Here is a 12,941-nt window from a genome sequence, read left to right as displayed (position 1 = left end):
CGTTTTGAAGGAGCCGGACATGCACGAGAACCATCATCAGCACGAATGCACGCATGGCTCCCGTGCGACGCCGCAGGGCGAACACGAAGGCGGGATGACGACAGACCCGGTCTGCGGCATGAAGGTGGATAGCCGAACCAGCTCTCATCGGTTCGAGCACGACGGAAAGCCCTACTGGTTCTGCAGCGCGAGTTGTCTGGCAAAGTTCAGCGCCGATCCGGAGCGCTATCTTTCCGGCCCGACATCGGGAGCGACGAAGGCCGATCTGTCGGACGTGCCTGCCGGCACGATCTGGACTTGCCCCATGCATCTCCAAATCCGCCAGGACGGTCCCGGCACCTGCCCCATCTGCGGCATGGCATTGGAGCCCCTCGAGCCGACGCTGGAGGAAGGCCCGAACCCCGAACTCATCGACATGACGCGGCGCTTCTGGGTGAGCGCCGCATTCAGCGCCCCGCTTGTCGTTCTTGTCTTCCTCATGGAGATACTCGGCTGGCACGTGATGCCCATGCGCACGTCCCAGTGGGTGCAGCTGGTACTCGCGGCGCCGGTCGTCCTGTGGGGCGGCTGGCCGTTCTTCGAGCGATTCTGGCAGTCGCTGCGAACACGCAACCTCAACATGTTCACATTGATCGGGCTCGGGGTAGGGGTCGCCTTTGGCTACAGCCTGGTCGCGACTGTCGCGCCGCAGATATTTCCTCCCGCGCTCCGAACGATGGGCGGCATGGTGCCGGTCTATTTCGAGGCTGCTGCCGTCATCACGACGCTCGTGCTGCTGGGCCAGGTTCTCGAGCTGCGCGCCCGCTCTGCTACCGGAAAGGCGATCCGCGCATTGCTCGGCCTGGCACCAAAGACGGCGCGCAAGGTCAATTCCGACGGCAGCGACGAGGACGTTGCGCTGGACCTTGTGCAGGTCGGCGATCTGCTTCGCATCCGCCCCGGCGAGAAGGTGCCGGTCGACGGTGTCGTGGTCGAAGGCAGGAGCTCGATCGATGAGTCGATGATCAGCGGCGAGCCCGTTCCTGTCGCAAAGAGCGAGGGCGACCGGGTCACCGGCGCCACGGTCAACGGAACCGGCGGTCTGGTCATGCGGGCAGACCGCGTCGGCCGCGACACCATGCTCTCCCAGATCGTCCGGATGGTTGCCGATGCACAGCGTTCGCGCGCACCGATCCAGGCTCTCGCGGACAAGGTTTCCGGCTGGTTCGTTCCCGGTGTCGTGCTGATCGCCATCGCCACCTTCATCGTGTGGAATTTCGTGGGGCCCGAACCGCGCGCCGCGCACGCACTGGTCAATGCGGTAGCGGTTCTCATCATCGCGTGTCCGTGTGCGCTCGGTCTCGCGACGCCGATGTCGATCATGGTTGGAACCGGCCGGGGGGCGACATCCGGTGTGCTGGTCAAGAACGCCGAAGCTCTCGAGCTGACGGAAAAGATCGACACTCTGGTTGTCGACAAGACGGGCACCCTGACTGTCGGCAAGCCGAAGCTGATTAAGGTTCAGCCGGCAGATGGTTTCGACGAAAGCGAGGTTCTCCGTCTGTCCGCGGCGCTGGAGCGCGGGAGCGAGCATCCGCTGGCAGCGGCGATTGTGGAAGGCGCGAACGACCGGGGGATCGTACTGCCGGAAAGTTCCGATTTCGCCTCGGTAACCGGCAAGGGCGTAACCGGGCAGGTGGATGGGCGCCAGGTCGCATTGGGCAACGTCGCCCTCCTCGCAATGATCGGAGCGAACACCGGCCCGCTTGAAAGCCAGGCAGACCGGCATCGTTCAGAGGGCGAGGGCGTCATGTTCGTCGCTATCGATGGACAGCTCGCCGGTGTCGTGGTGGTCGCGGACCCGATCAAGGACAGCGCGGCTGAGGCGGTCGCGGAACTTCGCGAGAGCGGCATCCACGTCGTGATGATGACCGGCGACAACCGCCGGACGGCCGAAGCGGTCGCCCGCCGCGTTGGCATCGAGGATGTGATGGCGGATGTCCTTCCCCAGCAGAAGCAGGCAAAGGTAGAAGAGCTTCGTCGCGTGGGGCGGCGCGTGGCGATGGCCGGAGACGGCATCAACGACGCCCCGGCTCTCGCGGCTGCCGACGTCGGTATTGCCATGGGCACGGGCACCGACGTGGCGATGGAAAGCGCCGCGATCACCCTGGTCAAGGGCGATCTGCGGGGGATCGTCCGCGCGCGCAAACTCAGCCGCGCGACCATGGCGAACATCCGGCAGAACCTGTTCTTCTCGTTCGTATTCAACGCCGCCGGGGTGCCGATCGCGGCCGGGGTTTTGTACCCGTGGTTCGGTCTCCTGCTGAGCCCGATCATCGCTGGTGCGGCGATGGCGTTCAGTTCGGTGGCGGTCATCGGCAACTCGCTGCGCTTGCGGAGCGTCCGTTTGTGAAGATAGGCGAAGCCTCGAGCGCGTCCGGCGTCAGCCAGCGGATGATCCGGCATTACGAGAAGGTGGGTCTGATCCCCGCTGCCGCGCGCCGGGACTCCGGGTATCGGGACTATGATGCGACAGACGTTCACACGCTCGCATTCATCGGGCGGGCTCGCGACCTCGGCTTCGGGATCGAGGAAATTCGGCAGCTGCTGGGGCTCTGGCAGGATCGCGACCGCGCCAGTGCGGAGGTCAAGGCGCTCGCCCTGGCCCGGGCGGCCGACTTGAAGGCCAAGTCCCGGCAGCTGGATTCGATGCGCCGATCGCTCGAGCGCCTGGCCACAGAGTGTCACGGCGACCAAATGCCCGATTGCCCCATCCTCGATGACCTCGAGGCCGTCGGGTGATGTCGGCGAAATTAGTTCCACTGACCAAAGCGGGAGCTGATCGGTGCAGAACGACACCACTCTCGTACGCGCCGTTGCCCTTGTCGAGGCGACTGCTGCGGGCACACAACCGACCCCGCTGGTTAAAGCCTTCTTCGACGAGCCAACTTTCACCGCAACTTATGTTGTCGACGACCCCTCGACCGGCGGGGCCGCGATCATCGACAGCGTGCTCGTTTTCGACCAGGCGTCAGGGTGTATCAGCTATAGCTTCTCCGAGGCCGTCATCGCCCACGTGGAACAGGAAGGTCTGACGATCGACTGGCCCTGCTAGAAACCCAGCCAACGCCGAAATCTTTCCGCCGCCGCCGCGATGGCTCGCAGTTCGACCGATTGCTGCAGGCCGCGCGAGGCCACATAGGCATCATCAAATGCCCGGCCAGACGCTGCCGGATGACGTTCTTTAGCAAGACGTGGCTATGATCGACCCAAGCCGCCGCTAATAAAATCGGGTTAAAATGCCACCCGACATCGGGTCAAGATTCAAGGCCGGTTGACAGGAAGGGCTTCCTCGTTGAGGAAATCGAGAGAGGCCCGGTAGCGGCCTGAAAACTCGCCAGGGGGCAATAACTTGGTCAACATCACTTATCGCAGCCGTGTTCTCAGCTCATCGATCCTCAAGGGCGTCTCTCTCCTTTCGGCCGCAGCGCTGGTGACCACGCCCGCCGTGGCGCAGGAAGCGGTTGCGGCGCCTGCGGCAGACCAGGAGCCGCCTGCCGAGGCGGCCGATATCGTCGTGACCGGCTCGCGCATCGCGCGCAAAGACTATGTAGCCAACAGTCCGATCGTCACGGTCACGCAGGAAGACATCAAGGCGACGGGCTCGACGAATATCGAAACACTGATCCAGGAGCTGCCGCAGTTTACGCCCTTGGGGAGCGCTTCGTCGAACAGCCCCAACGTCGCGGGCCAAGCTCAGGTGCAGTTGCGCGGCCTCGGTGCGATCCGCACCCTCGTGCTGCTGAACGGGCGTCGCGTCGTATCCTCAAGCGCCTCTTCGGTCGTCGACCTGAACCTATTCCCGACGGCTTTGATCTCCAGCGTTGAGACAATCACGGGCGGCGCCTCATCCACCTATGGTTCGGACGCTGTGGCCGGGGTGTTGAACTTTCAGCTTAACAGGAAATTCGAAGGCGTTCAGCTCGACGCGCTGTCCGGCGTCTCTGACCGTGGCGACGCAGCGAGCCAGGCCGTCAGCCTGACGGTGGGCCGCGACATCGCGGCCGGCCGCGGCAACGTGGTGCTGTCGCTGGGCTACTCCAACCGAGAATCGGTCCTCAACGCGGCGCGCGACTTCTCGTTGATAGGGGGCTTCGCCGGCACGTCGCCCCTCGGTTCCACCGTGTTCGACGCGAACAACCTTCCGTCGGTCGCCGCAGTCAGCGCGGCCGTGCCGGGCGCCGTTCGAGGGAACACTTTCGGCTTCAATAACAACGGCACGCTGTTCGCCTACCAGGGAGCCCGCGACTACATCAGCCCTGGCGGGGTCGGCTATGAGGGCTTCCGAACGCCGGGCCCGCTGCAGCAGACCGATTTCACCTATGCGACGGGTGATCGAAACTACATGATCATACCGCAGGAGAGATACAACGTTTACGCTGCGGCGAACTACGAGATCAGCCCGTTCGCGAACGTTTATGCCGATTTCCTGTTTTCGCAGTTTGACGCGAACAACCAGCTAGCCTCCAACCCCGCCACGGGTCCCACTACCGGCTTTCGTATCCCGGCGGCTAACCCCTTCATCCCGGCGGAACTCCGGGCGGTCCTGAATTCGCGCCCCAATCCTGCTGGCACCTTTCGCCTCGACAAGCGCTTCAACGAACTCGGCCCGCGGCGGCAGAACGAGAGCTACGACGTTTATCAGATCACGACGGGTCTCCGCGGCCGACTGCCCGGCGTTCGCGACTGGACCTATGACGCATATCTCTCCTACGGGCGCGTCGACAACAGTACGACCTACACGGGCTACCTATCACGCTCGGCGGTCCAAAGTCTGCTGAACGCGCCCGACGGCGGAGCTTCGCTCTGCGCCGGTGGCTTCAACCCGTTCGGTGAGAAGCCATTGAGCGACTCCTGCGTCGCTTATGTCACCCGGGTGCCCACGAACACCACAGAGAATGATCAGCGCATTGCTGAAATCAACCTGCAGGGTGGGCTCTTCAACCTTCCAGCCGGTCAAGTCCGGGCGGCGGTTGGTGCGACCTATCGCGAACAGAACTACAACTTCGTCCCCGACCCGTTGGCGTTGGCCACCTTCACGCTGAACGGAGTCACGGGCCCCGAGTTGGCGGGCCTATCCAGCCAGCCGCTTTCGGGATCCGAAAAGGTGCGTGAAGTCTACGGTGAACTCCTGATCCCGCTCCTGCGCGATCTGCCGCTTATCCGCAGCCTGGAAACGAACCTTGGCTACCGCGTCTCAGACTACGACACGATCGGCAGCGTTAGCACCTACAAGGCGGATCTGAGCTGGGAGATCTTCGAGGGACTGCGGGTTCGCGGCGGAATCCAGCGCGCCGTTCGCGCGCCATCGCTTGGCGAGCTGTTTGCACCGCAGAGCCTGAGCTTTCCTAACATCGGCGTGCCCGTCTCTTCGGCGGGCGTTCGCCAGTTCTCTGGCGATCCGTGCGACATTAGAGGCGCATACCGCGCACCCGGCGCAGCTAATGCCAGCCAGGTACGGGCCCTTTGCGTCGCGCAGAACGTTCCGGTCCAAGTCGTCGATTCCTTCACCTTTTCGAACTCGCAAGCTTCTGGGCTCACCGGTGGCAACCCGCTTCTCAAGGAAGAAACCGCCGACTCATTCACGGTCGGCGCAACGTTGAGGTCGCCGTTCTCCAGTCCGTGGCTTACAGGTCTGTCCGCGTCGATCGATTACTACGACATCACCATCAAGCAGGTGGTCGGCACCCTCGCCACCACGGAGCAGCTGCGTCGCTGTTTCAACGAGAACGGCACGTCCAATCCGACCTACGATCCTAACAATTTCTTCTGTCAGCTGTTTGGTCGCGATCCGAATTCGGGACAAATTACGAGTTCGCTCGAGACAAACGCCAACTTAGGCACGCTCAAGACTAGCGGCATAGACTTCCAGGTTGACTGGACCCTCACGCTGGCAGACGTCGGTGGGCCGAATTGGGGCTCACTCGCCCTCAACTTCATAGGCACGAAGCTAGAGGAGTGGCAGCGTCAGGACATTCCCGAGGGTCCGTTCACCGATCGTAAGGGGACTATCTCGAATGCCTTTGGCCTGACTTTACCGGAGTGGAAATTCCTGGCAGGCATAAACTGGAACTACGATCCCTTCACCCTCGGCGTGAGATGGCGCTACATCGACTCCGTCGAGAACTTCAACAACCGTGCCCAGGTTCTTAACGCCGTCAACTACTTCGACCTCAACACCTCATTGAAGGTGAACGACTTGATGACGCTTCGGGCTGGGGTCAACAACCTCACGGATCAGCAGCCTCCAGTGTACTCCCCCTCAATCGCCGCCAATACCGACCCATCCACTTACGACCTGGTGGGCCGCCGTTACTACGTCGGTCTAACCGCACGCTTCTAAGCTCGATGAAAGGTTCAGACTGATGAGAAGATCTTTAATGAGGGTCGCGGTCGGGGGTCTAGGGCTCCTGTTTTCCGGAAGCGCAGCTGCGCACGACTTTTTCCTTGTGCCAGAGGGGTTCGTAGGAAAGAGCGGGCCACCGCTTATTGTTCACGCCACGTCCTCGTCGGACTTTCCGGCGCTGAACGTCGCATCACCGCAAACGCGAGTCGCCGAGGTTCGCGCGGTGGTCGGCGGCCGTCCGGCTGCCGTCGAGGTGCGAGAAAAGGGCGCCAAATCTCTGCTCCTTGCCGTCTCTAGCGATACGCCGGGAATGGGTGTGGTGACGCTCCAGACAATTTGGGGTGAGTCGAGCTGGAAGCCCGAGATGGTTGACACGTACCTGGAAGAGCATCCGTTCAAAGGCGACGAGGTCGCAACAGTGCGCCGCCTCCTTCCCAAGGGGGCGACGCTCCAAATTCGCTCGCGCCGGCTGGCCAAGACGCTCGTATGCGTCCAGGTCTGCACGCCCCCGACGCAGGCTGCGGCGGGACTTGAAGTCGAGCTCGTCCCGGAGTTCGATGCGGCCGGCACTTCGCCGGTGAGGGTCCAGCTCCTTCGGAACGGGCGTTCGCTGGCAGCGCATCCCGTCACAATGAGGACCGCGCATGATAAGCGGCAGAACCTTCTCACTGACAATGAGGGGTGGGTGCGCCTCCCCGCCGCGATGTCGGGGCCGGTGATGCTCGTGGCTGCCACGCTGGATCCTCCGACAGAGCCTGGCGGACGCTTCACCACCAACAATGCCTCCTTTACATTTGAGGCGGGGCAAAACCGCGCGGCGGATTGATCCGCTGCAGGCACTGCCGATAGGCGGAGGCAATCCTTGGGCCTGGCAATCGCAATGTCGATGGCCATGACTGTCTTTGCGCCGGTCGGAAGTGCGAACCCCATTCGGTCGGACCCCAGGACAAGCGCACGCTGATGCGATGCGTGCCGACTGGCCCAGTGCTCGCTGGAATAAGAGGTTGCTCGCGGGTGAGGTAGGAGCTCAGCGGCGAACCCATGCCTGTCGGGAACATCGTTCACGCGCGGAAACTGAGCCGCGCGACCATGGCGAAGATCTGGCAGAACCTGTTCTTCTCAATCCTGTTCAACGCCGCGGGGGGTCCGATCGCGATCGGGGTTCTATACCTATGGTTCGGTCTCCTGCTGAGCCCGATCATCGCAGGTTCGGCGATGGCGTTCAGTTCGGTGGCGGTCGTCGGCAACTCGCCGCGCTTGCGGAGCGGAGCCGGCCCGTGCGTTCGACCTTATGGACGTCACCGTCACCCATCTATACGCCGCGCACGTCGCTCGCCCGTAAGGTACTGGAAACTTTCTCACGTGCTCGCGCCAACCGCGTCTCGACCGCCTTTTCGCTAATGCCAAGCAGTTCAGCGGTTTCTGCTTGGCTCATGCTCTCGACGGCACGCAACAACAGAACTTCCTTTAGCCGCAAGGGCAAGTCGGCGATGGCGCGCGATACAGCGGCAAGCTCGGCGCGCGCTTCGGCGACGCGGTCGGGCAATGCGGCATCATCGACTACCGCAGTCTCGAAACCTGCTGGGACCCCGAGTTCGAACATCCGACGCACAGCGCGCCGTCGCGACCAATCGCGGCACTTGTTGACCGCTATGCGCGTCAGCCACGCTCCGAACGGACGCGACGGGTCGTAGCGTGACAGCGCACCGAACGCAGACACGAACGTCTCCTGCGTGATGTCGAATGCCTCCTCCGCGCTGCCGGTCGCATTGCGCGTCAGCCGCCAAATTGCGGGTCGGTACCGCTCGACAAGCGCCCGCTGGGCCGAAGCTTCGCCAGACTGGCAACGCTCAATGAGCGTTCGGTCGTCCTCTGCCGAACTCACTTTGTTTCGGCGGTCAGCGACCTATTAACCGCTGCATCGAACTTTGCGGCTTGATCAGGACGCAGGATCGCTCGCACCGCAAAGATGTGCTCCAACGTCACCTTTTGCACCGCCCCCATCGACTGATGCGATGCGTCGACCGCAGCGGCCACGCGCGGACCGTACACGTGTTCGGCCGCGATGGCTTCCGCGAGCCGGGCGTTGTCTGCGCGCAACTGCGCCTCGCGCTTTTGGTGCGTGGCGGCAAAGGTCTTTTCGATAGCGTCGAGCTTGGCTTGCTGCGCCGCGTCGAGGTCAAGGCGGTCATGCAACAGCGCGTGCAGTTCGCTCCCCGTGTGCATTGGCTGCGGCAGCATTGCGCGACCGATGTAGACACCGAGCACCGCGGCGATCAGGGCCACTACGGCGATTAGGGCTATGCGCCGCAGGGTCATCCCCGTCCCAGCTGCACGAGTGGGGTGAGCGATGCTTGCGGACCGAACGGCACAACCGGTGCGGACGGCGCCGTGGGCGTTAGCACACTGCCCGCCACCCCGATCATCAGCGCCGCGACCGCCGCTGTCGTGAGCGCCGTTCGTCCTTGCCGCTGTTCGCGACGGGCACGCATCGCAAGTTGCAATCCGTCAATTCCCGACAGATCGGGGAGCGGCTGTGCTTTCAGCCGTTCGAGATAATCATCGAGTTCCATATCGCGTCTCCTGGTGATCTATACGCGGCTCGGTCGTCTACCCCTCATCTAAATGATGCTGCTGCCGCGACTCTAAGATCTCGCAAGGCGAACATGCGGTTGATCAGCCCCCGGGTCCCAGCGATTCCCGGCCAGCGTTGTACCTCGGCGATTGTGACACCCCGCCAAGCTGCAGACCAGATATGTTGATCAAGATTGCGAGCATCGCTGGCCTCCCTTCGGCAGACCGCGAGGCCATACATTTCCGGCGGTGCTAGTGGCAGCTGATGTTCGCAGGCTCCAGGCGTCGAACCAAGTCGGGCTGTGATTCTCAGCACGGGACGCGCAGGGCGGTTCCCGCAGCGAAGGACTGGCGCACGTGACCTCGATCCTTCAACGCCAGCGGAAAGAAACGTGCCGCTGGGCTGTGTGTCGTTACCTTAGGACGTCAGATGGTCTTAATGACTGATGGTCTCGCCGGCGACGGTCCGAGGGGCGACGCCGACATCGCATCATCGACTCTATAAAAAGGTTGAGGGAAGGCCGCGCGGCGTGCGTAAGGGCTAGCATGAGCAATACTACCCTTTCACGACGTCGCCTAATTGCAGGGCTCGGCGCGGTTTCGGCTTTCAGCACCATGCCCGCCTGGGCGCAGGGACACAGCATCGGCGGGCATGGCATGTCGCGACGTGGCGCCGCGACCATTCGCGCAGGCTTCGACGAAGTGCAGGGCGAGGTTATCGATCTTGCAGTACGCGATGGCTTGCGCATCATCGAGGGTCGCCGCAGCATTGGTCGTGCGGTGAACGGCAGCGTACCGGGCCCGCTGATCCGGTTACGCGAAGGTCAGAGCGTCAGGTTTAACGTCGCTAACCACCTGCGCGAGGACACTTCGATCCATTGGCACGGCCTCCTCGTGCCGTTTCAGATGGACGGCGTCCCCGGCGTCAGTTTCCCAGGGATCAAGCCGAATCAGACCTTCACGTACGAGTTCCCGGTGCGGCAGGCGGGGACTTACTGGTATCACAGCCATTCGGGGCTGCAGGAACAACAGGGGCATTACGGCCCACTGGTCATCGATCCGGCGGGCGCCGAGCCGGTCCAATACGACCGCGATTATATTCTGTTGCTCAGCGACTTTACCGAACTCGACCCGCATTTCATCATGAGCCGCCTTCGGACCGGCGAGGGGTATTTTAACCGACAGCAGACGAGTTGGACCGATCGCTACAAGCTCTCGGGTGCGGAGCGCCGGATGTGGGCCGAGATGCGGATGCCACCGACCGACATCATGGACATCGGCGCGCCAACCTACACTTTCCTCGCCAACGGGCGCGGGCCGACCGAGGGTCTTGAATATCTGTTTCGCCCCGGCGAGCGCATCCGCCTCCGCGTCATCAACGGTTCGGCGCAGAGCTTTTTCAACGTCCGCATCCCGGGTCTCCCGATGACCATCATTGGTGCCGACGGTCAGAATGTCCGGCCGGTTGAAGTCGACGAGTTCCAGATCGGCACTGCCGAGACGTACGACGTCATTCTTCAGCCCGGCAGCGCCGAGGCCTACGCCATCGTCGGCGAGTCGATGGATCGCTCGGGGATGGCGCTGGCGATGCTGGCAAGCCGTCCCGGTGCACGCGCGACCGTGCCGCCTTTACGCGATCCGCCGCTGCTTACCATGGGCGACATGGGCATGGACCACGGGTCCGGTGGGATGGACCATTCCGCAATGGGCCATGGGAACATGCCCCAGCCTGAATCGACCGCAAACAGCGCCAGTGCGGCGAGAGTCGATCACGCCGCGATGGGACACGGCGCGCCCGCTGCAGCCGGTGCTGGTGCAGCGGCAGCAGATCACGCTGCGATGGGCCACGGCGGATCGCCGGGTACGGCCGCAGCCGCGATGGGTGCGATGAGTATGGACGGCATGAACATGCGCGATACCTCGTTGCTGCCACCCGACGTCAAGGTCGGACCCGGCATCGACATGGTGTCGATGTCGCCGGTCGATAAGACCGGCGATCCGGGCCTGGGACTGCGTGATGTACCCCACCGCGTGCTCAACTATCGCATGCTGGCCGCCCTGGAGCCGAACAAGGATACGCGCGAGCCATCGCGGCTCCTCGAGCTGCACCTCACCGGTAATATGGAACGCTACATGTGGTCGTTCGACGGTCGCATGTACTCGGCCGTGAGTGACGTGCCGATCCGCTTCGCGTGGAACGAGCGGGTGCGGGTCAAGCTCGTCAACAACACCATGATGGGCCATCCCATCCATCTGCACGGGATGTTCTTCGAGATCGTCAACGGGCAGGCTCCGGCGCATCAACCGCGCAAGAACGTCATCATCGTGCAGCCGGGCGCAAGCGCCACTTTCGACCTGACCGCCAACGAGCCGGGCGACTGGGCCTTCCACTGCCACCTCATGTATCACATGCACGCTGGGATGATGCAGACGGTGACGGTGGTCGGACCGGAGGGCGCGGCATGAGTATGCACGCCTCCCTATCGCTCGCCGCGCTGGCCACTGCGCTGCTCGGGGCACCTGCATCGGCGCAGCATCAGGGGCATTCTATGCCCATGCAAATGCTATCCCAAGCTCCAACGCCCCCGCCGGGGCCGACGCCTGCCCCAACACCGGTGGATCCGCACGCGGGGCATGCCATGCCTGTCGAGTCCGCTGCGCAGCCCCCCGCAAGCGACCCGCACGCCGGCCACGTCATGCCAGCCACGCCTGCGGCTGCTGCCAATTCCGGCGAGGCCATGGAGGGCATGGATCACAGTGCCATGGGCCATGGTACCATGGCCGGCAGCACCGATCCGTCTCCCGGACCCGAGATGGAAACGCCGCCGCCCCCCGAAGCCGGAAGCGGCCCACCGCGCGCCGCGGACGCGATCTGGGGCGCCGACGCGATGAGCGAGGCGCGCGAGGAGCTTCGGCGCACCCATGGAGACTTCAATGTATTCTGGTTTCAAGGGGACCGGCTCGAGGTTCACGCACGGAAAGGCGCGAACGACTATATCTGGGACTTTCAGGGTTACTATGGCAGCCCTACAAGTCGGTTTTGGTTCAAGAGCGAAGGCGAAGGCTCGTTCGGCGAACGTGTCGAAGACGCTGAGTTTCAAGCGCTCTATTCGCGGGCGATCTCGCCCTTCTGGGACCTGCAAGCTGGGGTGCGGCAAGATGTTGCCGGGCCCGACACCACTTACGCCGTAGTGGGGGTACAGGGTCTTGCACCCTATCTCTTCGAACTTGATGCTGCGCTGTTCGTCTCGCACCGCGGCGACATTACCGCGCGGATCGAGGCCGAACTCGACCAGCGCATCACGCAGCGCCTGATCCTTCAACCTCGCGTCGAAGTGAACCTGGCCGCCCAAGACATTCCCTGGTCCGGTGTCGGTGCGGGTCTTGATAAGGTCGAGGCAGGCGTGCGGCTGCGCTACGAGATTATCCGCGAGTTCGCACCCTATATAGGAATCGAACAGAACTGGCGGATCGGTGGCAGTGCGGATTACGCCCGTGCATTGGGCGAGGACCCAAGCGTGACCAATTATGTCGTCGGTATCCGTTTCTGGTTTTGAACTGAAGGAAGACATCATGAAGCTTGTTTCTCGTTTTGCAGCCCTGGCGCTGCTCGCAGCACCGTTCACCGTTCCAACGGCGGCGCTTGCGCACACGAAAGTCGTCGCCTCGACCCCGGCACAGGGCTCGACCGTCGCGCGCCCGCGAGTGGTCACGCTGACATTCAGCGAAGCCCTGCTGCCGCCCACGGCAGCTGCGAGTATCGTGATGACTGCGATGCCGGGTATGGCCAACCACAGCCCGATGATCATTCGCAACTTTGCCACCGCTTGGTCGAACGGCAATCGGACGATGACCCTTTCGTTGCGTCAGCCGTTGCGCGCGGGCACGTACGAAGTGCGTTGGCAGGCCGCCGGCGCTGACGGCCATCGCATGAAGGGCGTCGTCAACTTCGTGGCGAGCTGATCCTCAGGTGGAGGCCTGG

11 protein-coding genes are annotated in these 12,941 nt (G+C 63.2%); 8 read left to right on the top strand and 3 right to left on the bottom strand.

Annotated elements, in window-relative coordinates:
• The first annotated feature begins 19 nt into the window (after window positions 1-19).
• From LHJ54_RS00505 to LHJ54_RS00485, 5 genes are all read left to right on the top strand, one after another.
• The gene (locus LHJ54_RS00505) at window positions 20-2,392 is read left to right on the top strand and encodes a heavy metal translocating P-type ATPase (RefSeq protein ID WP_373457040.1); all 2,373 of its coding nucleotides are present in this window, start codon (window positions 20-22) and stop codon (window positions 2,390-2,392) included.
• Entirely contained in the window at window positions 2,389-2,781 is a 393-nt protein-coding gene (gene cueR / locus LHJ54_RS00500) for a Cu(I)-responsive transcriptional regulator (RefSeq protein ID WP_228241609.1), read from the top strand. Before LHJ54_RS00505 ends, cueR begins: the two co-directional genes overlap by 4 nt.
• A gap of 43 nt (window positions 2,782-2,824) precedes the next feature.
• Window positions 2,825-3,094: a hypothetical protein gene (locus tag LHJ54_RS00495; protein ID WP_306437033.1), complete on the top strand. Its 270-nt coding sequence runs from the start codon at window positions 2,825-2,827 to the stop codon at window positions 3,092-3,094.
• A 297-nt stretch (window positions 3,095-3,391) separates the two neighbouring features.
• Window positions 3,392-6,382: a TonB-dependent receptor domain-containing protein gene (locus LHJ54_RS00490; RefSeq protein ID WP_228241607.1), complete on the top strand. Its 2,991-nt coding sequence runs from the start codon at window positions 3,392-3,394 to the stop codon at window positions 6,380-6,382.
• Between the two features lie 22 nt (window positions 6,383-6,404).
• Window positions 6,405-7,211 (top strand): DUF4198 domain-containing protein, encoded by an 807-nt coding sequence (locus tag LHJ54_RS00485; protein ID WP_306437032.1) that lies wholly within the window; start codon window positions 6,405-6,407, stop codon window positions 7,209-7,211.
• Window positions 7,212-7,697: 486 nt separating this feature from the next.
• On the opposite strand, the gene LHJ54_RS00480 is transcribed toward LHJ54_RS00485, so the two are convergent.
• Genes LHJ54_RS00480 through LHJ54_RS00470 form a run of 3 tightly spaced genes read right to left on the bottom strand, consistent with a single transcriptional unit; the run spans window position 7,698 to window position 8,958 of the window.
• On the bottom strand, window positions 7,698-8,270 hold the full coding sequence (locus LHJ54_RS00480) for an RNA polymerase sigma factor (RefSeq protein ID WP_228241605.1): 573 nt from the start codon (window positions 8,268-8,270) through the stop codon (window positions 7,698-7,700).
• Window positions 8,267-8,704 (bottom strand): periplasmic heavy metal sensor, encoded by a 438-nt coding sequence (locus LHJ54_RS00475; protein WP_228241604.1) that lies wholly within the window; start codon window positions 8,702-8,704, stop codon window positions 8,267-8,269. The genes LHJ54_RS00480 and LHJ54_RS00475 overlap by 4 nt, the downstream gene beginning before the upstream one ends.
• Window positions 8,701-8,958 carry a hypothetical protein gene (locus tag LHJ54_RS00470; RefSeq protein WP_228241603.1) on the bottom strand — a complete coding sequence of 86 codons (258 nt, stop codon included), beginning with the start codon at window positions 8,956-8,958 and terminating at the stop codon, window positions 8,701-8,703. The genes LHJ54_RS00475 and LHJ54_RS00470 overlap by 4 nt, the downstream gene beginning before the upstream one ends.
• Before the next feature lie 547 nt (window positions 8,959-9,505).
• Between LHJ54_RS00470 and LHJ54_RS00465 the strand changes: the two genes are divergently transcribed.
• The 3 genes from LHJ54_RS00465 to LHJ54_RS00455 are packed head-to-tail and all read left to right on the top strand — an operon-like array spanning window position 9,506 to window position 12,922.
• The gene (locus LHJ54_RS00465; protein ID WP_228241597.1) at window positions 9,506-11,425 is read left to right on the top strand and encodes a copper resistance system multicopper oxidase; all 1,920 of its coding nucleotides are present in this window, start codon (window positions 9,506-9,508) and stop codon (window positions 11,423-11,425) included.
• On the top strand, window positions 11,422-12,516 hold the full coding sequence (locus LHJ54_RS00460) for a copper resistance protein B (RefSeq protein ID WP_228241596.1): 1,095 nt from the start codon (window positions 11,422-11,424) through the stop codon (window positions 12,514-12,516). Before LHJ54_RS00465 ends, LHJ54_RS00460 begins: the two co-directional genes overlap by 4 nt.
• Before the next feature lie 16 nt (window positions 12,517-12,532).
• Window positions 12,533-12,922, top strand: a complete 390-nt coding sequence (locus LHJ54_RS00455) for a copper resistance protein CopC (RefSeq protein ID WP_228241595.1) — start codon at window positions 12,533-12,535, stop codon at window positions 12,920-12,922.
• Window positions 12,923-12,941: the final 19 nt, after the last annotated feature.

The organism is Porphyrobacter sp. GA68 (assembly GCF_022605525.1).
GTDB lineage: Bacteria > Pseudomonadota > Alphaproteobacteria > Sphingomonadales > Sphingomonadaceae > Qipengyuania_B.
The sequence above is the reverse complement of the archived record's forward strand: the minus strand, read 5'-3'. Positions and strand labels throughout refer to the sequence as shown.